27 protein-coding genes are annotated in these 21700 nt (G+C 48.5%); 18 read left to right on the top strand and 9 right to left on the bottom strand.

All coding sequences use genetic code 11. The features are described 5' to 3' along the window. Positions 1–260: 260 nt before the first annotated feature. The 3 genes from HQK80_07220 to HQK80_07210 all read right to left on the bottom strand — a co-directional run bounded on the left by HQK80_07220 (position 261) and on the right by HQK80_07210 (position 3127). The gene (locus HQK80_07220; protein MBF0222006.1) at positions 261–1406 is read right to left on the bottom strand and encodes an iron-containing alcohol dehydrogenase; all 1146 of its coding nucleotides are present in this window, start codon (positions 1404–1406) and stop codon (positions 261–263) included. Positions 1407–1528: 122 nt separating this feature from the next. Next, a complete protein-coding gene (locus HQK80_07215) occupies positions 1529–1744 on the bottom strand; it encodes a hypothetical protein (GenBank protein MBF0222005.1) in 216 nt (71 codons plus the stop codon). 120 nt (positions 1745–1864) lie between these two features. Then, positions 1865–3127: a hypothetical protein gene (locus tag HQK80_07210; protein ID MBF0222004.1), complete on the bottom strand. Its 1263-nt coding sequence runs from the start codon at positions 3125–3127 to the stop codon at positions 1865–1867. A 146-nt stretch (positions 3128–3273) separates the two neighbouring features. On the opposite strand from HQK80_07210, the gene umuD reads away from it, so the two are divergent. Next, complete coding sequence (gene umuD / locus HQK80_07205) at positions 3274–3717, top strand: translesion error-prone DNA polymerase V autoproteolytic subunit (protein ID MBF0222003.1); 444 nt, start codon at positions 3274–3276, stop codon at positions 3715–3717. A gap of 13 nt (positions 3718–3730) precedes the next feature. Further along, positions 3731–5002, top strand: a complete 1272-nt coding sequence (locus tag HQK80_07200; protein ID MBF0222002.1) for a Y-family DNA polymerase — start codon at positions 3731–3733, stop codon at positions 5000–5002. Positions 5003–5005: 3 nt separating this feature from the next. Here the strand turns inward: HQK80_07200 and HQK80_07195 are convergent, their stop codons facing one another. Together HQK80_07195 and HQK80_07190 are read right to left on the bottom strand one after the other, a co-directional pair. Continuing rightward, on the bottom strand, positions 5006–6043 hold the full coding sequence (locus tag HQK80_07195) for a metallophosphoesterase (GenBank protein MBF0222001.1): 1038 nt from the start codon (positions 6041–6043) through the stop codon (positions 5006–5008). A gap of 136 nt (positions 6044–6179) precedes the next feature. Continuing rightward, complete coding sequence (locus tag HQK80_07190) at positions 6180–6773, bottom strand: class I SAM-dependent methyltransferase (GenBank protein MBF0222000.1); 594 nt, start codon at positions 6771–6773, stop codon at positions 6180–6182. Positions 6774–6953: 180 nt separating this feature from the next. Here HQK80_07190 and HQK80_07185 point away from each other — a divergent pair, with 180 nt between their 5' ends. Then, positions 6954–7091: a hypothetical protein gene (locus HQK80_07185; GenBank protein ID MBF0221999.1), complete on the top strand. Its 138-nt coding sequence runs from the start codon at positions 6954–6956 to the stop codon at positions 7089–7091. A gap of 168 nt (positions 7092–7259) precedes the next feature. On the opposite strand, the gene HQK80_07180 is transcribed toward HQK80_07185, so the two are convergent. After that, a complete protein-coding gene (locus tag HQK80_07180) occupies positions 7260–7838 on the bottom strand; it encodes a clan AA aspartic protease (protein MBF0221998.1) in 579 nt (192 codons plus the stop codon). A gap of 28 nt (positions 7839–7866) precedes the next feature. Beyond that, entirely contained in the window at positions 7867–9141 is a 1275-nt protein-coding gene (locus tag HQK80_07175) for a right-handed parallel beta-helix repeat-containing protein (GenBank protein ID MBF0221997.1), read from the bottom strand. A 305-nt stretch (positions 9142–9446) separates the two neighbouring features. Here HQK80_07175 and HQK80_07170 point away from each other — a divergent pair, with 305 nt between their 5' ends. Next, positions 9447–9809 carry a translation initiation factor Sui1 gene (locus tag HQK80_07170; protein MBF0221996.1) on the top strand — a complete coding sequence of 121 codons (363 nt, stop codon included), beginning with the start codon at positions 9447–9449 and terminating at the stop codon, positions 9807–9809. 12 nt (positions 9810–9821) lie between these two features. Further along, positions 9822–10727: a radical SAM protein gene (locus HQK80_07165; GenBank protein MBF0221995.1), complete on the top strand. Its 906-nt coding sequence runs from the start codon at positions 9822–9824 to the stop codon at positions 10725–10727. 102 nt (positions 10728–10829) lie between these two features. Here the strand turns inward: HQK80_07165 and HQK80_07160 are convergent, their stop codons facing one another. Beyond that, positions 10830–11171, bottom strand: coding sequence for a toxin-antitoxin system HicB family antitoxin (locus tag HQK80_07160; GenBank protein ID MBF0221994.1), 342 nt, complete (start codon positions 11169–11171; stop codon positions 10830–10832). Then, entirely contained in the window at positions 11171–11350 is a 180-nt protein-coding gene (locus tag HQK80_07155; protein MBF0221993.1) for a type II toxin-antitoxin system HicA family toxin, read from the bottom strand. The genes HQK80_07160 and HQK80_07155 overlap by 1 nt, the downstream gene beginning before the upstream one ends. A 184-nt stretch (positions 11351–11534) precedes the next feature. On the opposite strand from HQK80_07155, the gene HQK80_07150 reads away from it, so the two are divergent. From HQK80_07150 to HQK80_07090, 13 genes are all read left to right on the top strand, one after another. After that, positions 11535–11762, top strand: a complete 228-nt coding sequence (locus HQK80_07150) for a ParD-like family protein (GenBank protein MBF0221992.1) — start codon at positions 11535–11537, stop codon at positions 11760–11762. After that, positions 11762–12040: a type II toxin-antitoxin system RelE/ParE family toxin gene (locus tag HQK80_07145; protein ID MBF0221991.1), complete on the top strand. Its 279-nt coding sequence runs from the start codon at positions 11762–11764 to the stop codon at positions 12038–12040. The genes HQK80_07150 and HQK80_07145 overlap by 1 nt, the downstream gene beginning before the upstream one ends. A gap of 385 nt (positions 12041–12425) precedes the next feature. Next, entirely contained in the window at positions 12426–13673 is a 1248-nt protein-coding gene (locus HQK80_07140) for a tetratricopeptide repeat protein (protein ID MBF0221990.1), read from the top strand. Positions 13674–13758: 85 nt separating this feature from the next. Then, entirely contained in the window at positions 13759–14499 is a 741-nt protein-coding gene (locus tag HQK80_07135; GenBank protein MBF0221989.1) for a hypothetical protein, read from the top strand. Further along, a complete protein-coding gene (locus HQK80_07130; protein MBF0221988.1) occupies positions 14496–15623 on the top strand; it encodes a hypothetical protein in 1128 nt (375 codons plus the stop codon). Before HQK80_07135 ends, HQK80_07130 begins: the two co-directional genes overlap by 4 nt. A gap of 7 nt (positions 15624–15630) precedes the next feature. Beyond that, entirely contained in the window at positions 15631–16044 is a 414-nt protein-coding gene (locus HQK80_07125; GenBank protein ID MBF0221987.1) for a hypothetical protein, read from the top strand. Between the two features lie 45 nt (positions 16045–16089). Further along, a complete protein-coding gene (locus HQK80_07120) occupies positions 16090–16695 on the top strand; it encodes a hypothetical protein (protein MBF0221986.1) in 606 nt (201 codons plus the stop codon). A gap of 72 nt (positions 16696–16767) precedes the next feature. Further along, positions 16768–17094 (top strand): hypothetical protein, encoded by a 327-nt coding sequence (locus HQK80_07115; GenBank protein MBF0221985.1) that lies wholly within the window; start codon positions 16768–16770, stop codon positions 17092–17094. A gap of 82 nt (positions 17095–17176) precedes the next feature. Further along, complete coding sequence (locus HQK80_07110) at positions 17177–18517, top strand: DUF4384 domain-containing protein (protein ID MBF0221984.1); 1341 nt, start codon at positions 17177–17179, stop codon at positions 18515–18517. 45 nt (positions 18518–18562) lie between these two features. Then, positions 18563–19300 carry a hypothetical protein gene (locus HQK80_07105; GenBank protein MBF0221983.1) on the top strand — a complete coding sequence of 246 codons (738 nt, stop codon included), beginning with the start codon at positions 18563–18565 and terminating at the stop codon, positions 19298–19300. A gap of 8 nt (positions 19301–19308) precedes the next feature. Next, positions 19309–19623, top strand: coding sequence for a hypothetical protein (locus HQK80_07100; GenBank protein ID MBF0221982.1), 315 nt, complete (start codon positions 19309–19311; stop codon positions 19621–19623). Continuing rightward, complete coding sequence (locus HQK80_07095; GenBank protein MBF0221981.1) at positions 19620–20321, top strand: DUF2807 domain-containing protein; 702 nt, start codon at positions 19620–19622, stop codon at positions 20319–20321. The genes HQK80_07100 and HQK80_07095 overlap by 4 nt, the downstream gene beginning before the upstream one ends. Positions 20322–20453: 132 nt before the next feature. After that, a partial coding sequence (locus HQK80_07090) for a trypsin-like peptidase domain-containing protein (GenBank protein MBF0221980.1) occupies positions 20454–21700 on the top strand: 1247 nt, incomplete at its 3' end.

Genomic DNA, 21700 nt, shown 5'->3' with positions numbered 1-21700 from the left:
AAAAATTATACTTATACCCCATGGATCAAAGATATTATACTCGTTTTAGTTCGGAGTATTTATCGGGTAGTGGTGTAACTCCTTGAATAGTAAGTCAAAAAAATTAAATTTGGTTTGTTCGTTGTTTGGCACAAGCGTTGCAATATTATAAGAACAAAAGAAAATTAACTCTTAATCTCTTTTCCAGCTAAAACCTGCCTTGTTCCCCCAAGGCAGGTTTTTTGTTTTGTGCCACACCAAAGCCCCCCTTTTTTTTTCAGCTATACTGCCAACCGGAGAATATCGGTGATTGCCTTTTTGGTGTATAGGGCGTCAATCCCCCAGCGTCTGGCAAGTCCCAGGGCATTATCGGCAATTTTATCAATGTCGGTGGCAGGAATATCTGCCTGCTGAAGACGAATTGGCGCCCCCTGCCCTTGAAACCAGGATTCTAATGCTTCAATACCTGAACTAACGCCTTGCAGGCCAAATATCTTTTCAGAAAAACGCTCAAACTGACCTGGGCGCGTTGCACTGTACCACCGCATCCAGGCGGGTATGACGATAGCCAGACCTGCCCCATGGGCAATGTTGTAAATGGCACTTAAGGAATGTTCAATCATATGGTTCGGGAAACTATAGTCGGCAATGCCTGTTGTTGTCAGGCCGTTTAAGGCCAGGGTGGCAGCCCACATAAACTCGGCCCGGGCGTTATAGTTGCCAGGATCTGCAATAATAATATTATTGGTTTCAATAACTGTGTTGATGATGCTCTCAACAATTCTATCCTGTAGTTTAGGGCCGGATTGTTTCGTGAAATAGCCTTCAATAACGTGGGCAATTGCATCAACGGCTCCGTAGGCTGAGTAGCTTTTGGGGACAGTGCAGGTAAGTGCCGGGTTAAGAATTGATACTCTGGGATAGGCGAGTAGAGATGAGATATTGTATTTATGTTGAGTCTCCTCGTTACTGATAACAGCATTACCGTTCATTTCACTGCCGGTGGCAGCAAGAGTGAGGACCGCAAAGACCGGTAGTGCCTTGGTTACCTCATCGCCAGTAAAAAAACTCCAGACATCCTTTGAGGATAACGCGCCAATGGCTATGGCCTTGCTTTCATCGATGACAGAGCCGCCACCGACAGCTAAAACTGCCTGCACGGTCTCTTTCTTGGCAATTTCAACCCCGACACGGGTATGGGAGACAACCGGGTTTGATGAAACTCCACCATGTTCGACAAAGGAAATAGCGGCTTTAGCCAGAGAGGCTGTTATTGTATCAAAAAGGCCGGATTCTTTAATCGACTGTTTTCCGTAAACCAAAAGAACCTTGTTGATTCCGGCATTTTTAAGCTCCTGGCCGATACGATTTTCAGTGTCGCGTCCAAAAATAATTTTCGTCGGGTTGTGGAAGGTGAAGTCAAACATGGTAGCCTCCGTTTTGTTGTGACAGACGTATGGTTGCTGTCATATTACTATTTTTTTTCAGCATGGATACAACAGTTTTTGAGTTTGCCGGTTACCGCATGGTATTGTCGGGCTACGACCTTTCAGGCGGCAACCAACACCGCATCCCGGTGGATATTGAAAATGCCAACAATCTCATCGGTAAGTTCTTTGATGCTGTGATAGCCGGAACTGTCGAGGATATTATTGAGGACGGTTTCCGCACCTGTTTCATCTTCTGTGACAATGAAGTCGCAGTGAAGTGTGTTCATAAAATCTGTAGGGGTTTCGTCCAGATAAACTGTAATGTTCTTAACCATGATAGCCTCCTGTTTGTAGAAAAAGTGTGATTTTCTATACCATGAGGCGATCATATCAACAGACCTGGGACAAATGGCGTCCTATATCTAATTTTATTTTTTTTTGCTCCTCTGCCGCCATTACGATGGTCCTGGAGGTCCGAGTTCATCCTGATAGTGATCCTTGTAGCATTCCGGGCAGACACCATGGCTGAACTCAGCATATGAGTGTTTGCTGACATATGACTCTATTTTGTTCCACAGGCCGGCATCGTCGCGGATTTTTTTGCAGTGGCAGCAGATAGGAATAATACCGCGTAAGGTTCGTATCTCATCAAGCGCCTCTGTGAGCTCGTGGGTTCGCTCCTTGACCATTTCTTCCAGGTTAGTGTTGTAGTTGTGAATGGTGGAGGTGACTCGCCTCAGGTAGGTCGAAAGCAAAATGAAAAGAATCAGTCCGACAACAGCCCAAATAGCGCCGTTGATAGTGATATTTTTTTTAAAAAACGCTAGCTGGTTAGTGACGTCAAAAAGCACGATTATATCACCGACCTCTCTTTCCTCGCCATCAAACAGGGGCACAACACCAAGTCGATAGGTTTTGCTGCCAATTTGAACATTAAGACCTTTTGCCATTTCCATGTATGGATGTTGCCCTTTGGCCAGAAAATCTTCAAATACCTGGGGTACAGTTGAAAGCGATTGACCGACGATAACAACTGACGGTAAGATACCCCAGTTGTTGGGCCGGTTGAGAAGCTTCATGCCCGCCTCCCAGCTTTCCTGGTTCAGGAACTCTTTGTATATGGAAATATACATCTCGACATTGAGGATGCTGTGCAGTTTCTCTATGATGTGATCAATCTCTTCACCCATTTCAATATAGCCAAGAATCTTGCCATTGATCTTCCATGGATGGACAACCCGCAATGTTAGGGTGCCGAGTTTGCCAAGCTCTATTCCAGCTGTTTTTTCGCCGGTCCTTGCAGCTTTGTCCAGGGTATAGCGTTCAATCTTGTCGCCATAGCGCTTGGGGTCGTAGACTCGCAGGAAGCTGGTCTGGTCAGGATTGTGGAAGTAAAAATGGGTGATGCGGTGGTTGGTGCCAAGGTTTTTAAGCAGTGGCGCCGTTTTCTCAAAGAGAAGGTCGCGGTCCTGGTTCAACCAGGCGTTTTGTAACTCTGGACTGGAGCGTAATCCTTCAATGATCGTGTCCAATAATTCGACTTCTGAATCAACCTGACGATCAAAGAGTTTTTGTACTTCCTCAAGTTGATGCTCGATGTTGGAGGAGAAGGCCTCTTGTCTGGAGGTGTAATCATTGTATACAAAAGCACAAAGTAAAATCATTAAGGCCATTGAAACAGGAAGCAGAATTCGTAGCTGGGGTGACGTGTTTTGCATGCTGGTCCTCATTAAATGAAGCGGAGTAGTTGTTAGTTATAAACGTAACAACTACAGTTGGCTATATAAATTTAAAGGTACTTTCCCCGTATTAAATTTTAGACACATCGCCGTGTTAAAAACTCTACGGTTTGAAAAGGTGTTTTATGGTATTAAAGTTGGATCAGTCAATTGCTGCAGTTTATGGTTGTGATCAAAAAACAACGGTCGTCCGGCCGCTTTTTTTCAGTGGTGTGTCGGCTGGATTTCCCTCTCCGGCTGACGATTATATTGATCGGATGCTCGACTTAAATGAGCTCCTGGTGCCGAACCCGGCTGCCACCTTTTTTGTGCGTGTGGCAGGGGATTCCATGACGGGGGCAGGTATTAACCATGATGATATCTTGGTGGTTGACCGCTCGCTGGAGCCGACAAATGGTAAAATTGTCATTGCGGCAGTTCAAGGCGAATTAACCGTTAAACGGCTTATTAAAAATGAGATGGTTTGCCGGCTTGTGGCAGAGAACCCCAATTATTCGCCCATTGAACTTAGCGAAGAGTCAGAATGTGAAGTCTGGGGCATCGTGACCAGCGTCATCCACCAGTTCTGATACGTGAAGAAATATGAGAAATTTTGCCCTGGTTGATTGTAATAATTTCTATGTCTCCTGTGAGCGGCTGTTTGATCCAAGCCTGGAGCGCAGGCCGGTGGTTGTTTTGTCAAACAATGACGGCTGTATTATTGCCCGTTCTGAGGAGGCTAAAGGGCTCGGTATTGGCATGGGAGAGCCCTATTTTAAACTTGAATCGTTCATGGCAAAACAGGGAGTGAAGGTGCTGTCATCAAATTATGCGCTTTATGGAGACCTGTCACACCGAGTTATGGATGTTCTGCAGCAGTTGGAACCAGAGGTCGAGGTCTATTCGATTGACGAGGCCTTTGTTGTCTTGCCTGCAATTAAGGGGCGCAGCGTAAAAGAGTACGCCACTCAGGTCCGCCGTCAGATAAAGCAGCATGTTGGGATTCCGGTTTCCATTGGCATAGGTCCAACCAAGACTCTCGCCAAGTTGGCCAACAGGGTGGCCAAAAAGGAGTCGAACTCCAGGGGCGTTTTTGATATTGCCGAGTGTGACTCGATAGATGCACTGTTAGCGAAATTTCCAACAAGTGATGTCTGGGGCATTGGGCGACGCTATGCCGAGAAACTGCAAAAAGGCGGAATTACTAATGCGCTGCATCTTAAAAATGCAGATGATGCCTGGCTGCGAAAGAACTTGACGGTGGTTGGCTTACGCACGGCTACAGAGTTACGCGGAAAGCCGTGTATTGAAGTTGAGGATGTGCCGCCCGCCAGGAAATCAATTGTCAGTTCCCGCTCTTTTGGAAGGCCTGTTGACACGCTTGAAGAGTTGAAAGAGGCCGTTGCCTCCTATGTCACTATTGCAGCAGAAAAATTGCGCTCCCAGAACCTCACAGTTTCTGCGCTGCATGTTTTCGTGCAAACGAACCGTTTTAGAAAAAATCAGCCCCAGTATGCTGCCAGTCAGACGGCGCGATTAGTTCAACATACGGCGAACACCTCACATTTGATTTCCCGAGCACTTGTGTGCCTTGAGCAGATTTACAAATCGGGCTACCAGTACCAGAAAGTTGGGGTCATGCTGACAGACCTGACTGGGGCCGGCAGCGTACAGATGCCACTGTTTGGTGGTGTCACTGAGCGGCCTGAGTTAATGTCGGCTTTGGATCAGGTGAATGCCCGCTGGGGCAGAAACCCCCTCCAGAATGCTGCGGCTGGCATTGAAAAAAAATGGGGCATGAAGCAGCAGTTCAAGTCGAAGGGGTATACTACCAGGTGGGATGAACTCCCGGTGGTAAAGGCCTCGCTTTCCTAGGCTTCAAAGATTTACTGCTTTTGCTGAAGAAGTTTGTCCAGCGGGAGAAAGCGTTAAGACTGTTATCTCGGGAGGGGCCAGAATGCGGAAAGGCGGACCCCAGGTTCCCGTGCCCGGATTGACGTACAGAAGACCTGGCTGGGTATCGATTAAGGTGCTATGTGGCAGAGGGTGTTGTAACTGCACAAGAAAATTAAAAGGAAAGAGCTGGCCTTTATGTGAATGTCCGGAAAGCTGAAGATCGAAGTGCCCGAGCTGTTTTGCGCTGACAACCGGGCGATGTTTTAAGAGAAGTGTGAATCTCTCTGAAGAAGCCTGGTCGAAGGCCTTGGCCGTTGTGTTCGAGTTTAGAGTGCCCTGCATATAGCGTGAGGTTGGGTCGTTTACTCCCACGATATCAAGGCCTTCAACAGATTTTCTGCTGTTTTCCAAGACGGTAAATCCTGCCTGCGTCAGAAAATCTATCGATTTGACAATACCTGTGTAGTATTCGTGATTCCCAGTAACAGCAAACTTCCCTGCCGGGGCCTTGATCATTTGCAAAGTGTTGACTAAGGCGGCCATGTCGCTGGCATGAGATTCAACGATGTCGCCTGTGGCAACGACGAGGTCTGGAGACTCTGCATTTATTGTATCGACGATTGCACGAAGACGTTTGTTGGAGAACGTCAGTCCCAGGTGAAGATCGGATATCTGGACGATCTTAATGGTCCGGTCTGTATTGGTCAGCTTGCTGGTTGTAACGGGAACGTGCCTAACCGTAATTGCACGTGCCTCGATAAAACCGTAGGCGCATAAGACCAGTGCGCCCGTGGCGGGCAGTAAAAATTGCATTTTCCCCCTTAATGACGGCAACAGTCGTATGGAGACTATTTTTTGCGTCAATACCGATGTGAGTCTGAAGAGATCAATCGCTAGTCCGAGGCAGGTAAACTCAAAAACAAATCCCATCCAGCTGAAACCGGCGGTGGCGAGAAGAACACAGACAACATCAAATCCTGCCCGTTCGCTGAGGCGAATAAGAACAGGGGTAAATGTCATGAGCAGAAGAAAAAGCAGGATAAAAAAATGAATCCATCTGGGGAAATGGTAGGCGGCGCGCAGTTTACAATAGAAGTAACAGTGGAATAGGCCGTAGGTGAAAAAGAAAAAAAACAGAAAAAAAGGCATGGCTAGATTAGCGTCTCTGCATCAGGCAAATCCAGCACCGGGGCGGCGGATCAAGCTCAGAATCAAAAAGGGCGGCCGAGATACGTAAAATTTTAAAGTGCGGTTCGATTACAGAGGTGATCTGGCTGGCAGAGAGTTGCGGCGGGCCGCCCTCTTTTCTGACTTGGTCAGCATTGCCGATTAGTGAAAGCCACAGGCCCTTTTCTGTGAGGTTCTCGGCACATCTGGCGGCGAAAACCTGCCTGGCATGTTCATCGACGCTGTGAAAGCAGCCGCGGTCAAAAATAAAGTCGAAAGGCGACAACGGGACTGGTTCAGCAAGAAAGTCTAAGGCGTGTAAACTACAGTTAATGCCTGCCTTTGAGGTTTTGTACTGGGCCTGTTCAATGGCGGTAGGCGATGAGTCACAGCCGACCACCGTAAACCCCCGCTGAACCAGCCAGATGACATTATCCCCTGAACCGCAACCGATATCGAGGGCCATGCCGCTGGCAATATTGTGGGCATCGATTACACTAATCAGATTGCCGTCGGCCCGGTTGAGTTCCCAAGGGGTTTCCCCCTCAACATAACGTTCCTCAAAAGATTTCGACTTTTCCATGGTGCTTCCCGGTATTACTGAGTTGATATTGTGTTTGAATCCGCATCTTGAGTTGTTGATACTCTCTCAATCATGTATGTTACTGAGCACTGTACCTTACGAAATACAAGAAGAAACATAAAGAAGAATTTACGGTGTCAACCGACGATGTCGGCAGTTTAAGGAATCAAAAAAGTAACTATGGTCAAAATATTTACAACACTGATCCTGATTGCCGGGCTGATCTCTGCACTGAATAGTTTGGCGGCTGACTCCCTGAAAAAATCAGCTGTCTTTGGTGATATTATTGTGACGGTATTGGTGTTGATCCCGATCTGAGTCAGTGCTGTGCCTGGTATGATATAGCGGCAGCACAAGGCGTAGCAGAGTTCCAAAAAGCCTTGATGGAAACAGTTCAGAAAATGACCCCGGAGCAAATCAGCAAAGCTACACAGATTTCCAAAAATCTTTGGTGGCAAATAGTTGGAAAAGCGGGCCGATAGGCTTTCACGTTTTTTTGTGTTTAAGGATCAGGATTTTTTTCTCTGTGTCAATCGTGAATATGAACTTTTGAAGAAAGGACATCCCTAACAGTCCGTCATAGCTTTGTGTTGTACTTGTTGAAATGACGTTGGCTGAAACCTTATCAACACTGACACTTCCAACCTTAACCGTATCGAGAACTGCCGATTGCGAGGCGACACTGGAGCCATCAGCAAGGGTTGCGCTCATGCCACCGCATTGAGAGAGTTTCAGACCTATTTTTTCAGCAAAGGCCGGAGAAATAAGAACACTGCTTGAGCCAGTGTCGAGCATCAGTTTCGCCTTGTGTTTGCCGTTTATTTTTGCCTCCAGAAAATAACTATTGCCAATTTGTTCCAGATCAATTGTTCGGCTGCCGGTGAAATATCGTATTCCGGCACCAGCAACTTCTCCAGTGGTCATTAACACTGAACCGGTTGTTTTTACCGTAGTGGTGACAACCTTTCCTGCAAAAACGACAGTGTCTCCAGCCAAATCCACAACAGCACAGGCCTGAACGGAGAGCAGTATGAAGCAGAGAGTTATAACTCGAAGTTGGATCATTCCAATAAAAGGTAAAGTTCTTAACAATCTATCTGTTCTTGAACTGTGGGGTGGGTCTGTTTTTTTCCGCCAAGGCAATTTCGGAATCATCTGAAATGAAAAAAGCTGTATCTTTAGCGCCCAAAACAACATTGCCAACCAACTTGCTTACCCTGCTGTTCCGAACAACAATTCCTTTAGATTGCCCACTTGTTACGATATTGTTGGCAATGACTCCAATAGAGCCATTGCCAAGGTTAATGCCGACTGCCCCAGTGTCAAAGATGAAGTTGTTGGCAATGATAACGGGAAGCTCATCCGTGCCGCAACTGCTACAGGCAATATTAGGCTGCTGCTTGCCATTACGAAAGACGACATTCGAGCGAATAATGGGGCGCGGCGGATAATCAACCGGAAACTTTCCCTGGTTGACACCCTGTTTGCCTTTTATGCCGCCATAGGGGTTGTCGTGAACAATATTGGGGGCGGCACCATGTTTTACACCGATACCGGGTCCCGGACTTTCTGTTAATGACGAATCATCGTTGCCATACACCTCATTGCCCAGCAAAAATGAGGTGGCAAAATGATTACAGCCAATGCCTCGACCCAGATTGTAAGCAACAATATTGCGGTAAATGACGGCCCCGGTGGCATGCTCAACGTTCTGAAATCTGAAGTCGCGCTCGCCAAGAACTTTGTCCTGGTCAAGGTAGGTAACGTGATTGCCGATGCCGGTGCTGCCGTTGTTGACCACATAACAGTTCATTATTACCGGGCTTGCACCGCGCAGATTAACGGCGTGGCTATGTCCGGGGTTGTGGTGATTTTCATTGGGCAGATTTTGAATAGTGAAGCCGTCAACAATGGTGTTTCTGCTTGCGCCAGTGCTAAAAGTAAGCATGGCAACCGGCGAGCTCTGATCCTTGGCACCATCGATAATGGTGCGGCCGGTGCGGCGGGGTAGCATAGTCATGGCACCGTCAACTGCTTGCAGACTGTTGCCGGCATCACCCTCAAAGGAAGTGAGCTTGATACCGTCGCGAACAAAAAGGCGTTCGTAGTAAGTGCCTGGCTTAACGATTACGGTATCACCGGAATTGGCAGCGTCCAGTGCGTCCTGGATTGAGGTGAACTGGTCAGGGACAACAAGCTGCCGTCCGTTATGAAAGGAGACGTTCAGGAGTGGTTTGGCAATGTCATCTGCGGCAGCAAGGGCCGAAACTATTGAATCTTCCAGGGAGTAGGCGTTGTCGCCGGCAAGGCAGTCGTGCGGGAAAAAGGTTGGGAGATAAAAAATGGATACAATAAATAAATAGGGCAACAAGTTTCTATTTTTCGTTCGCACAGGAGAGAACCTCAAAACTCTATATTTGTTTTTGATTCTAAAATCGCTATTATAGACTATCAGCCGGAGTGGTTGCCCTTTTATGACACACCTTTGTCACCATATCTCTGATCTTCTGTTTGTTAAAGTAATAATTTTAGTCGCTGATGTCATTCTACGAACTTTCACCCGCGATTAATGGACTTATTTCGGGATTATGGGTTAGTGTCTTCGAAACAACTTTATGGGCCATTGCCGCAGGCGTACTATAAATCTGTATGAAAAATGCGTGAGGACAGACGATGTCAAAACATAAATCTGATTCCGGATTAATATATTCAACCGAGCATGGCAGAATGTGCCCTGCCTGTAAACGGTCAACTAATGCGTGTTCGTGTTCTACAAAAACCACCACGGTTAAAGGTGATGGTGTCGTGCGTGTATCACGTGAGACAAAAGGTCGAAAGGGTAAAGGAGTAACCTTGATTTCCGGTCTTGAACTTGATGCGGACAGTCTCAAAAAGTTGGCCAAAGAGCTTAAACAAAAGTGTGGCGGCGGGGGTACTCTGAAACTGGGAATTATCGAGATTCAGGGCGACCACTGCGAAGTCGTTACGGCAGAACTGAAGAGCAGAGGTTTTTTGGTGAAGCGGGTAGGTGGCTAGATCTAAATGGGCATGCGTAAAGTAGCTTTTGGCTATTCGACCAGATGCAACCTCAAGTGTGAGCACTGTGTGGCTGCAGGAGATCTCCCCGATACTGGGAAGATGGATTTTGAAAAGGCAAAAGAGATTATTGCTGAAATGGCCTGTGCGGGTGTTGGTGGAATAAGCTTTTCGGCTGGTGAACCGTTTTTGTATTTTGCTGAGATTTCAGAGCTTGTGAAACTTTGCAGGCAAATCGGTATATACACCAGAATTGTTACCAACAGCTATTGGGCGGCGACAGAGGAGGCAGCAGACAATCTTGTCGGGCAATTAAAAGAGAACGGTCTTTGTCAGCTGAGATTGAGTTATTCACGATGGCACCAGAAAAACGTAAGTCAGAGTAATGTGCTGAATGCCGCGCGCAGTTGCCAGAAAAATGGTTTGAATTATTTCATTTCCTTTGTGACCGATTTTAGCAAAGAAGATGATCTTTTTGAGCAGTTTTTGCGGGATAATGGCCTCATGTTTTTCCCCGAACCTGTTATTTATGCCGGGCGGGCACAATCTTTCGAGCGCCGGCAGATTCAGACAGATTATCAGGTGAACTGTTGTGATATGAACCCCTATTTAAGCCCGGATCTTGACATGTACGCCTGCTGTGATGCGGGGAGCCATTTCACGGCGACAAACTTTTTTTACCTCGGAAACTTGCGCGCTAAGAAGGTGGATCAGTTGTTCGCCGTAAATGAAACTGATCGTTTATATAATCTCATCCGAACCATAGGGGTGACCACAATTGCCTCTTATTCTGGAATGAAGGCCCGCGATATTATTACTTACAGCAAATGTGAACTGTGCCGGAAACTATTTAATTCGCCTGCCACTTTGGGGCGGCTGCGAACTGAATTGTCTCAGCTGGAGGCCTGGTGCCGGTGAAGTTGTTGCTTAATGGAACTCAAATTTAACCAGAATGAAGTGGCAGAGTTTGGCACCATGATGTCAAAAAGATTAGTTGAAATGCGTTTAGGGATTTTAGGGTTAACTTGAAATAACTGACTGTTTAAGAACTTTTAAACAAAAATTGTTTAAACTTTCTCCTGCCTGCAAGGCTTTTATGGCAAGCGCATGATGAAGCTCGCTGCCAGCTCGAAGTTGGAATTTCCCTGAATATTCTTTACCTACTGTTGCTGAAGGCAGGGACTTTCCGTCTTTTTTGTAAATTTCTATCCATTCATCAACTATTTGACAGAGTTCATGGTAAACTTTTTCTTCATTATCACCATGACAACATGTTCCAATCCAGCCAGGAACAGACCCCACATAGCATTTGTCTTCTTCTGACCACTCAACAATTTTTAAATAGCGATCTCGCTCTTTCATTACTTGGCCTCCTCGATTTTTTGCCTGACTATTTTTTCTTGGTATGGTTTTGCATCATCACCAAGCTTGCCTGAAATAGTGAGGGCTGCACCATTTTCATGCAAAAAGTTTCGATGGCTTCCTTTTCCTCCTCGATTGGCAAAGCCGGCGTTTTCAAGGTCTTTTATTAACTGGCGAATTTTTCTTAGCGTATTAGCATAGTACTACTTTGGTACCATGATATCAAAAAATTTGTTATATATTTTTTGCATGGAAACGAAACGAGATTTTACACTCAAATAACCGCCTAATGCATTGATTTTTAATGTGCATGTCGTTATACTACTTATGTAGTTTGGAAATTGTATTCACGGAGGTGAGAATATGGGGATGCCTGTACGTATAGATGATACGCTTTATGATCAGGCTCGGGCAACAGCTCAGGCTGAACGTAGAACAATTGCTGGTCAAATAGAGTTTTGGGCTCAAATCGGAAGAACCGCTTTAGATAATCCTGATCTGCCAATTGATTTCATAAGAGATTTGCTTGTTGCTAGGCGTGAGGGTGAAGGGCTTTCCAGTCCGTTTATTCCTGCAGGCAAGAGGAACTGATGGTTCAAGAAGTCCTGGTTCGACAAAGTTCAGTTTTCAGGAGGGCATACAGACGTCTTCATGTAAACCAAAAAGCAGATGTTGATGATGCAGTTTCAGACATAGTGCAAAATCCGAATATTGGTGCTGAAAAAAAAGGGGATTTAGCAGGAGTGTTTGTATATAAGTTCAAGTGCTGCGGCCAGCTAACATTATTGGCCTATGAATTTGACTGGGAGAGTAGGACACTACTCCTGCTGGGATCGCATGAAAATTTCTATCGTGATTTGAAACGGTAATTGGGTGTTAATTGGAAATTAATTCTACTCTGACCCCTTTTAATTTTCCCTTTTAATTTTCATTGTTTCTCGGCGGTGACACCGCGATAATCGAAAAACAGGACAGATGCGTCCAAATATCGGACATTGCTCCAGTTGAGCCACAATTTTAAAGAATCATTATCAAATTTCAGAAATGTGAAGCGGGTAAAACCTCACAATTGATAACTATTATCAACCTAAATATGTGAATTTCGCTGTTTCTGGATGGAAACTAGGTAACTGCCTTGAATCTTAGATTTTTTTGTCCCATTTTTTCTCAAACGGGGATCTTGACTTCATCAAATCGGCTATGATAAACTTACAAAAAAATTCATTTGCCAAACAAAACTGGAGGTTACTTTTAATGCTGAAAAAATTAACACATGCGGTTTGTGGCGGGGCAATGCTGCTGCTGGTGGCCTGTGGCGCAGGAATGCAGGCTGAAATGAAAATTGCCCAGGGCAATTATGCGGAAGCCATTCCGCTTTACGAGAAGGCCCTCCAATCGGATCCGGACTCAGTCAATCATGGAAACAAACTCGGTTTTGCCTACCTCAAGACCAATCAACTTGACCAGGCGATCGAACAATTCGACCGGATTCTCGACAAGGATCCCCAAAATTCATACGCCATTCTCTACCAGGGCATGGCGTATCTCAACAAGAAAGATTTCGACAAAACTCTAGCGCTCTGGCAAAACTTCAAGGATGATGAAAAACCGGTGGTCGAACAGGAAATCAACCGCCTCATGACCATCGTCATGATGGCCCAAAACCAGCGGACCGCGCGGCAGGCCCTGCAAACCGAAGAAAAACTGGCCAATATAGATCTTGACACCAGTACGATCGCCGTTGTCCCATTTATCGACCTCACGGAAGACCACAGTCTACAGGCTTTTTCCAAAGCCCTCGCCGCGATGATCACCACTGATTTAACCAAAATCAATCAACTGAAAGTATTGGAGCGAGGACAGATTCAGGCGTTGCTCAACGAAATGAAACTTGGTCAATCCGGCATCGTGGATGAAAAAACAGCCCCCCGGATCGGGCGTCTGTTAAAAGCCGAAAATGTCGTCGTCGGCAACCTCTCCAAAGGGAGCATCCAAACGACGCTTTCCCTGGCCACCGCCAGTGCTGGTGACACCAAGGGATCGGTCTCGGCGAAAGTTGATGTGGACAAGTTTTATGAATTGCCAAGCCTGTTGGTCCAGAACGTGGCCAAAATCATGCAGATCCAGCTAGGGGAGGCCGAGCTTGCCGCAATCACCACTCCGCATACCAAAAATTTTAAGGCCATGGTTCACTATGGTAGCGCCCTCAACGCCCTTGATGAAGGAAACTGGGAAAAGGCCCAGGACTTTTTCGCCCTTGCCATCAAAGAGGACCCTATCTTCATGCTGGCCCGCTCAGGGCGAGATTCCTCCCCGGGCCGCTCTGCTCCGTCGGTAGAGGCCATCCAGAGTGCAGACCCTTCTGAAAATTCGGTTTTCCTTGAAGCGATTGAAACATCCATCAAAACGGCAACCGAAGCGCAACAGGCGGCCGATGAAGCAGCGAAAGAAGCCTCAACAAGCGGTGGCGGTGGTGGTGGTGGTGGTGGTAGTAGCCACTGAGCGATCTCAGCCTTCCCCCGAACGTGCCATCACACAGGCGCCAGCGCCCAACAACCACCTCAGCAATGCAAGAAGGAGATGCTTTGTGAACAACCTTAAAGCGCAATTCAAGAACCAAATATATTGGCTTGGGGTCTCTTGTCTTTTTTTCTTTGCCCTTTCCGCTTGCGTCTCAACTCCACCTGCCTCTCAGACCGAATCGGCTTCTTCCGGTTTTGTCGTGAGCCAGGCTCCGAGAACCCTTGCCCTCTTGCCTTTTGACAACAACTCTGTTTCGGAGCCGGAAAAATATGCGCCGCTCAGCAAGGGCCTGGCCGCCATGCTGCTGACCGACTTAAGCCGGAACTCGACCGGCCTGCAACTGATCGAACGCGACAAAATCCAGGCGCTGTTAAAAGAAATTGCCCTGAGCCAGAGCGGCAGCGTTGATGAAAACACCGCCGTCAAGGTTGGCAAGGTCCTGGGGGCTCAGGCCATCGCCTTTGGCTCTTTTATGGTGCTGGGAGAAACGGTACGCATTGATGCCCGCATCGTGAAAGTTGAAACCAGCGAGCTACTCCTGGCTGAAAATGTCATGGGTAATGCCGACAATTTTATTGCCCTTGAGCAGGAGCTTGCCTCAAAAATTGCCGCCGCCCTGCAGGTTGCCTTGAAACCACCGGCAAAAGAGGCGGGGAGCAATATCGAGGCGGCCTTGCTGTTTTCCAGGGGGGTTGACGCCTATGACAAAGGCAACCTGGAGCAGGCCGATCAGTTCTTTGCCCGGAGTATTGCCGCCGACCCATCCTATCAAGTCCAGGTCGACGGTCTAAAGGGGAGCCAATGAAACACTTTATTCTTATTTTTTGGGCTATTTGCCTGCTTGCCGACTATCCAGGCCTGGCCTTTGCTGAAGACAAAACCGTCACCACCTCCGGCAGCAGCGATGTTTCCCTCGAAGATGCCATCCGCCAGGCCCAGCGGCTCGCCGTGGAGGAGGCGGTTGGTGTTTTCATTCAATCAAAAACCGAGATGGAAAACTATATCCTGCAGAAGGATAAAATCATTTCCCGCACCCAGGGTTACGTAACCCGCTATGATGTCTTGACGCAGACAGAGAAAAACGGAGTTTTTGAAGTCCAGATTCAAGCCACGGTCTCCCTCGATAAAATCAAAGACGATCTGCTGGCCATGAAAATTCTTCTTGAGAGCATGCAGCGCCCCAAGCTCATGATCCTCATTGCCGAGGAATATAAAAGCATGGATGATCTCAACATGCAGATCGCCGGCACCGAGTTGAGCCGACTGCTCGCCGAAAAAGGATTCGAGCTGGTCGATAAGGCCCAAACCGAAGCGGTCATGGACAAGGAACAAAAACGGCTGGCCCTGGCTGGCAACCCACAGGCTGCCTCCAGCCTCGGCCTCCAATACGGTGCCCAATACGTGGTGATTGGTAAAGCCGTGGCCCAGGACGCCGGGGAAACTGTTCCGGGCACCGGTCTGCGCTCCATCCAGACCAGCCTGCAGCTCCAGGTCATCCAGACTCAAACCGCCGTGGTTCTCGGTTCGGTGATCAAGACAGGCGTGTCGGCTCACCTGAGCCCGCTGACCGGATCCACCCTTGCTTTTATGCAGGCCTCCCAGAAGGCCATTGACGAATACCTCGTCGACACCATCACCAACTCTTTTCAGGATTTTCTCAATAACGGGGCGCCGATCAAGCTGCACCTGACCGGCATCGATTCGTTCAGTGCCTACAAATCCGTTGCCCCCGCCATTGAAAATCTGCCCCAGATCTCCTCCAGCAAAAAAGAGGGCTGGAACAAAGAAGGGGGCTTGCTGGTTTTTGATCTGCGTTTCAAAGGAACCAGCGAAGAACTTGCTTTTTTACTTGACGGAATGGTGATAAATATGCGAAAATTAACCGTGACCGATTTTGGCCCTGAACGACTGAACTGTACCTACCAATAAATTTTGGATGATGATGAAAACACCGGCTTCCTCAACCTTCATCAAATTGACCCGATTTCTGGTCATCCTCTTCAGCATCGTTTTCCCATCCGCACTTGTCCAGGCTGAAGAAATCCCCCCCCCTTTTGCAGCCGCGCCAGCGGAGTATGTGGTCCATGGCCTCAAGGCGACAGCCTTTTCAGACAATACCGTCCTGGTGGTTGAGGGCAAAATACGCAATACGGGCAATCGCGCCATTCGCGGCCTTCTTGTCATTTATTTAAAAAATGAGAGCAGTGACATCATCGGCACCATCGAAAGAGAACTGGAAACAAGCTCTGCCCTCACCCCAGGAAAAGAAAGCGACTTTGAAGTGACTGCCGATATCAGCGGAATTTCCGGCATAAAAAATATATCGGTCGAACTGAAAGAAAATATTTAACAAACACCCACCAACACCCCAACCACACATCCCAGGAGGAACACAATGAAGAAGACATTACTCATCGCAGGACTCGCACTCTTTATTTCGACCGGCATCGCCATGGCCCAATCTGATGTCCAGGGCGTCATCGTCAATAAATCCAATGTCAAGGACTCCGCCAACGTCTCGGTCGGCGTAGGCAACCGGGCCAACATGGGCACAGTCGGCGTCTCGAATTCGAGTGTCAAGGGCGCCGTCATCAATCAATCCAATGTGCAGAATTCCGCCAATGTGGCCGCAGGCGTCGGCAATACCGCCAACATGGGTTCGGTTGACGTCAAAAACTCCAATGTCAAGGGCGCCCTGATCAACCAGTCTAATGTCAAGGACTCCGCCAATGTTGCCATCGGCGTCGGCAATACCGCCAATATGGGCTCCATTGACGCCAAAAATTCCAACATCCAAGGTGCGGTCATCAACCGCTCCAACGTGCAAGGTTCGGCCAATGTGGCCGCCGGCGTTGCCAACACCGCCAACATGGGTTCCACCCAGATCCAGAATTCCAATGTCCAGGGCGCGGTCATCAATCAGTCCAATGTCAAAGACTCCGCTAATATCGCCACTGGCATCGGCAATGAAGCCAATATGGGTTCAGTTATTGTCAAATAATTCACAAGAGAGAGCCGATGCGGATACACCGCCATCGGCTCTCTCTCCTTGATTTCCCAGGAAGGTGGAGTCATGAAAAAACAATACATTCTCACCCCGTTCATCGCTGCCTGTTTCATGCTGAGCCTGAGCCCCCTTGCCTCGTTGGCCGGGGACCTTGATGATGGCATCTCCAAATATACCGACGACAGTGTTGAAGCCACCGACAAACTCGGCGATCCGGATAAAAATATCAAATACATTATCACCAAGGCCAAAAGCCAGGCTGCCGCCGGGGAGTCCGGGGCGGAAGGCGGCGGCAACATGAACAGTGTGGTTGTCGGACCGGGCACCAACATTCGCGGGGATGTCATTATTCTCGACCAGAGTAAAGGCGACAAAACCCAGGTCGTACAGTAGTGGCAGGCACTTTTTTAAAGGCCGTTGGAATTTCTACCAAATATACCGGCCCTATTCAAACCCTGTACAATAAGGATCAACGATGAACAGGAACACCTTCCCGTGGAATCACACCCTCCGCTCCAGATTTAGCAGCGTTTCGCTCTTTCTTTTCATTCTTTCGGTATTTGTCGGCTGCAACCCGCATGATGTCAATGTAGAATTGCCTGAAACCGCCCCCGTCCAGCAGGTCACCAACTACAGCCAAGCGCTTGCCGATCTAGGCCTGATGACTGAAATTTTCGGGACCGGCATCGTCAGGGTTCAGAGCGAAGACATCATCGACAACACCGGAACCTCGAGTTCAACCGGTGGAGAAATCCAGCGGAACATCACTGAAATTATGAAAAGCACCTTGAATTCAATGGGTGGCAACGTCGTCTTTATTGAATATAACCCGGCCTATATCCAGAACCAGATGGTCACCGGCTACTCGCAATTTGACGACAAGCTCATTCCCGACATCGTCATCACCGGTGGCATCACCGAATTTGACCGAGGCCTTGAAACACGGGGCGAAGGAACCGATGCCTCCGCCGAATTTAATGTCTCAGGCCTGCCCAGCGCCGTGCCGTCCAGCAAGGTTGGCTTCGAGTACGGCGATTCCGGCAAGGAAGGCAAGGCAAGAATCACCCTTGATTTCAACATGAAAGATTTTAAAACCCTGGCCGGCATTGCCAGAATGAACACCGTCAACAGCATGGAAGTACACAAGGCCGTCCGCGAAAAAGAAATTGGCATTACCTTGTTTGGCCCAACCTTTGGGATGAAAGGCTCCATTAAAAAAGTACAAGGCCGCCATGAGGCCGTACGTTTACTGGTCCAGGCCAGCATGATCCAAATGCTTGGAAAATACCTCGTTCTTCCTTACTGGAAGCTGCTGGGAGATGATGCAATCCCGGATCCGGTTGTCATGGAGAAGCTTTCCCGCAGCTGGGCGAACATGAGCGAACTGGACCGCACCGTCAATGTCCAGGAATGGCTCTACCTGCATGGAAAAGATGTCACCGTGAATGGGGTGTTGGACCAAAACACCATCACTGCCATCCGACAACTCAATCCAGCCTTTGCCGGGAGCATGATTGACCAGGAGACCTTCGTGAAAATATACACCGCCATTCCGGTCAACCATACGACGCTGGCCCGCCGGAACGCTTTGAACCAGATTTACGCCAATGCCAGTGTACAGCCGCAGCCAACCCAACCCGCTCCACCTCCGGCCGCCCCTAAAGCAACCGCTACAGCCCAACCGGCAAAACAGCCAGAGACAACGGCAGCGACCCAGGCCTCAGCCCCGCGCCAGCCGGCCAGTCAACCGGCAGCCGCGCGGCAAGACCAATCACCCAAAGGCATTGGGCGCATATTATCCAATGATGAATGGTAAACAAATCATCACCTTGTTTTCAGTTCTCTCTAAAAGGACATTGTCATGAAAAAAAATTCGAGCCGGTTTTGCAGTCTGATCCTTCTTTTCAGTCTCCTTGCCGTTCCGGAAGCGCTCCTGGCCGGCAATAAAAAAATCATGAGCACCCGGGCCGCTCAGGTTGCGGCGGAACGCGGCCTTGTCGAGGCGGTGTATGGTTTAAAAATTCGGGCCTCGGAAAGCGTGGAGGATATGATTGCCGCAAGTTTCGAGGGGAAGACCGAGACCAAAACCGAGGCGCAGATCACCGGAATCAAAATCGAAGAAGTCACCTATGACGCGGAAAAGGACATTGCCAAGGCAACCGCCTCCGTCTCACTCGATTCCTTGACCAATATAGACGGGCAGGAGATGAATCTCGGCGGCAGGGTGTTTCGCCGCATTGGGTTTGCCACCTCGACAAAGTCCCAGGCTGGCCCGCTGAAAGCATTACGGGCCGCAGAGGTCGACGCCTACAAACAACTGGCCAAGCGAATCGTCGGTTTCACCCTGGAAAGCAAGACAACGGTTGAAAACTTCATGCTCACCTCCGACATCATCAAAACAAAAGTGATGGCAACCATGTACCTGGCCGACATTATCGACTATGGCTGGGATGAACAGGGCGACGCCTATGTCAAAATGCAACTTAACACCAATGAAATTGCCGGGATCCTCGGCCAGGGAGTTGTTGGACAAGAGGAGTTGGTCATTGTTGAGGGACTTGGCGCCCAGGAAGACGACTACTCCAAAGGCAACCAGTGAGGTCCGCCATGAAAATGCTCAATTTTTCCAAAAGCAGCCAACAAAACCCCTGGCTCATTTTTCTATTCGGCCTGCTGACCATGCTCATCATGGTCTTGCTCAGCGGCGCGGTTGAAACCTCCCAAACCCCCTTGACCAGCAATCGCTATCAGCTTGCCGCGTGGGGAGGCCAGCTTGGCGCGTCTTCCGGAGGCTTTGGGGCTTTTCTGACCGATACGGTGACCGGCGAAACCAAAATGGTTTACACCCGCATGTATGGCGACTCTGAAAAAGGCAAGGTTGCTGTCGACCAGCTGGGTAAAAAATTCATTTCAATCGAATGATGAAAAAAAACGCCTCACTTCAAAATCAAGGTGGTTCGTTGCGCCTGTTTTTTATTTTAGGCCTGTTTTTCGGCCTTCTTTTTCTGTCCCCTTATCCCCCGGAAGCATCAACCCAATGTCTTGAAGGCAACCGCATTGCGGCAGAAGTTACCCGCACTCTTGATTCGTATCAGGGGGTTAAAATTGATGGCGCCTTTGATGTCGAAATCAAACAGGAAGAAAGCTGGAACGTCAAAATATCAGGGGACGAAAATCTGCTCGCCCATGTGGTCACCACCCTTGAAAAAAACGTCTTAAAAGTCTTCGTCAAAGAGTCAATCTGCTCAAAAATCCCCTTGAAACTGAGCATTGGCGCACCGTCATTTCATTTCCTCGACATTGACGGAGCGGGTACCCTTGTCAGCCGAATGGAGCAGAATGCACTCAAGGTGACGGCAAACGGCTCCTTTGACATTTTGCTTCAGGGAAAGTTGCAGTCCCTTGTTCTGGAGGCAAGGGGGGCGACCTCAACCAACGCCCAGCAACTCGAAGCCAAAAATGTCAGTGCCAAAGTCCATGAGACTGCGACTGTTTTAGTCTCCGCTGAAAATAAATTAGTCATCGAATGCTTTGATGCGAGCAGCGTCAAATATTCAGGATCGCCCAAGACAAAGAACATCCGCGTCAATGACGTCTGCGACGTGATGAACTCCCTCTAAAGCATGTTGCCAAGATCGAGGTATCCCTCTCCCACCAGAATCATCTCCTGTTCCATCGTGGTGCTGTTGGGTGTTCTCTTTCTCCTGGCCCGCGATGGTTCCGCCTCGTTAAGTGACATTCAAGCGGCAACGGTGAAAATCTACACCGTCTTTAATTCCCCCAATTACCAAACGCCCTGGCAGATGCAGGGAAAAAAGAATTTCCACGGCTCGGGTTGCATCATTGAAGGCAATCGCATCCTCACCAACGCCCATGTGATCCGGGACCATATTTTTGTCGAAGTGCGACGGTCCGGTCAGGCCAAAAAATATCAGGCCAGGGTGGAGGCTGTCTCCCATGCCTCCGACTTGGCGCTCCTTCGAGTCGATGATCCGCTGTTTTTTAAAAATTCTTACCCGCTCACCCTCGGGGAACTCCCGCTGCTGCAAGATAAAATTGCCGTCTACGGTTTTCCTGATGGCGGTGACAGGTTATCGGTCACTGAAGGCATTGTCTCCCGGGTCGAGCATGTCAGTTATGCCCACAGCAATGCCTACCTGCTCGCCTGTCAAATTGATGCCTCAATCAACACAGGTAATTCCGGCGGCCCGGTTATTCGGGACGGAAAACTTGTGGGCATCGCCTTTCAGGGATTAACGGCTCAAAATTTCGACAACATTGGTTACATGGTACCGACTCCTATCATTACGCATTTCCTTACTGATCTTCGGGACGGCCGCTATGATGGCATTCCAAGCCTTGGCCTGTCATTGCAGAAAGCAGAGAATGACGCAATGCGGCATTTTTATCAGATGGATCATGAGCAGACTGGCGTGCTGATCAATAAAATATATCCAGGATCACCCGCAGAAGGCCTGCTGTTTATTGATGATTTGCTGACCGGCATCAATGGCCAGGACATCGCCAATGACGGGACGCTGGAATTTCGTCAGGGGGAAAGAACGTTTTTCGGGATCGTCATTCACGAAAAACAACGTGGCGAGACCATTGAACTTCAGGTGCTTCGCGGGGGAAAAAATCTCAACATCAAGCTGCAATTAAGCGGCACAATCGAGATTGACCGGCTTGTTCCCCACATGCTATACGACAAGAAGCCCCGCTACTTTATCTTTGGAGGTTTTGTTTTTCAGCCGCTCACATTGAACTATCTCAAAGAATTTTCCACCCCGGCGGACTGGTACCTCTATGCTCCGACCGAACTCCTCCATCTCTATCAAAATGGTGAGCCGAGCCCGGATTTCCGAGAAGCAACCATCCTCAGTGAAGTCCTGGCCGATCAATCCAATACCGGCTACCATGAATTTTCCGATAATGTCATTATCAAGGCCAACGGCCGGCCAATCAGACAATTCACTGACCTACTCGAAGCGCTCCAATC

The sequence above is a fragment of the Desulfobulbaceae bacterium genome (genome assembly GCA_015231515.1).
Taxonomy (GTDB): Bacteria; Desulfobacterota; Desulfobulbia; order Desulfobulbales; family VMSU01; genus JADGBM01.
This window is presented reverse-complemented; position numbering and strand designations above follow the sequence as displayed.

What these genes read in the sequence shown, in the direction of transcription:
- HQK80_07220 (MBF0222006.1), bottom strand. Translation starts at nt 1,406, where the DNA reads ATGTTTGACTTCACCTTCCACAACCCGACGAAAATTATTTTTGGACGC.
- HQK80_07215 (MBF0222005.1), bottom strand. Translation starts at nt 1,744, where the DNA reads ATGGTTAAGAACATTACAGTTTATCTGGACGAAACCCCTACAGATTTT.
- HQK80_07210 (MBF0222004.1), bottom strand. Translation starts at nt 3,127, where the DNA reads ATGCAAAACACGTCACCCCAGCTACGAATTCTGCTTCCTGTTTCAATG.
- umuD (MBF0222003.1), top strand. Translation starts at nt 3,274, where the DNA reads ATGGTATTAAAGTTGGATCAGTCAATTGCTGCAGTTTATGGTTGTGAT.
- HQK80_07200 (MBF0222002.1), top strand. Translation starts at nt 3,731, where the DNA reads ATGAGAAATTTTGCCCTGGTTGATTGTAATAATTTCTATGTCTCCTGT.
- HQK80_07195 (MBF0222001.1), bottom strand. Translation starts at nt 6,043, where the DNA reads ATGACATTTACCCCTGTTCTTATTCGCCTCAGCGAACGGGCAGGATTT.
- HQK80_07190 (MBF0222000.1), bottom strand. Translation starts at nt 6,773, where the DNA reads ATGGAAAAGTCGAAATCTTTTGAGGAACGTTATGTTGAGGGGGAAACC.
- HQK80_07185 (MBF0221999.1), top strand. Translation starts at nt 6,954, where the DNA reads ATGGTCAAAATATTTACAACACTGATCCTGATTGCCGGGCTGATCTCT.
- HQK80_07180 (MBF0221998.1), bottom strand. Translation starts at nt 7,838, where the DNA reads ATGATCCAACTTCGAGTTATAACTCTCTGCTTCATACTGCTCTCCGTT.
- HQK80_07170 (MBF0221996.1), top strand. Translation starts at nt 9,447, where the DNA reads ATGTCAAAACATAAATCTGATTCCGGATTAATATATTCAACCGAGCAT.
- HQK80_07165 (MBF0221995.1), top strand. Translation starts at nt 9,822, where the DNA reads ATGCGTAAAGTAGCTTTTGGCTATTCGACCAGATGCAACCTCAAGTGT.
- HQK80_07160 (MBF0221994.1), bottom strand. Translation starts at nt 11,171, where the DNA reads ATGAAAGAGCGAGATCGCTATTTAAAAATTGTTGAGTGGTCAGAAGAA.
- HQK80_07150 (MBF0221992.1), top strand. Translation starts at nt 11,535, where the DNA reads ATGGGGATGCCTGTACGTATAGATGATACGCTTTATGATCAGGCTCGG.
- HQK80_07145 (MBF0221991.1), top strand. Translation starts at nt 11,762, where the DNA reads ATGGTTCAAGAAGTCCTGGTTCGACAAAGTTCAGTTTTCAGGAGGGCA.
- HQK80_07140 (MBF0221990.1), top strand. Translation starts at nt 12,426, where the DNA reads ATGCTGAAAAAATTAACACATGCGGTTTGTGGCGGGGCAATGCTGCTG.
- HQK80_07130 (MBF0221988.1), top strand. Translation starts at nt 14,496, where the DNA reads ATGAAACACTTTATTCTTATTTTTTGGGCTATTTGCCTGCTTGCCGAC.
- HQK80_07125 (MBF0221987.1), top strand. Translation starts at nt 15,631, where the DNA reads ATGATGATGAAAACACCGGCTTCCTCAACCTTCATCAAATTGACCCGA.
- HQK80_07120 (MBF0221986.1), top strand. Translation starts at nt 16,090, where the DNA reads ATGAAGAAGACATTACTCATCGCAGGACTCGCACTCTTTATTTCGACC.
- HQK80_07115 (MBF0221985.1), top strand. Translation starts at nt 16,768, where the DNA reads ATGAAAAAACAATACATTCTCACCCCGTTCATCGCTGCCTGTTTCATG.
- HQK80_07110 (MBF0221984.1), top strand. Translation starts at nt 17,177, where the DNA reads ATGAACAGGAACACCTTCCCGTGGAATCACACCCTCCGCTCCAGATTT.
- HQK80_07105 (MBF0221983.1), top strand. Translation starts at nt 18,563, where the DNA reads ATGAAAAAAAATTCGAGCCGGTTTTGCAGTCTGATCCTTCTTTTCAGT.
- HQK80_07100 (MBF0221982.1), top strand. Translation starts at nt 19,309, where the DNA reads ATGAAAATGCTCAATTTTTCCAAAAGCAGCCAACAAAACCCCTGGCTC.
- HQK80_07095 (MBF0221981.1), top strand. Translation starts at nt 19,620, where the DNA reads ATGATGAAAAAAAACGCCTCACTTCAAAATCAAGGTGGTTCGTTGCGC.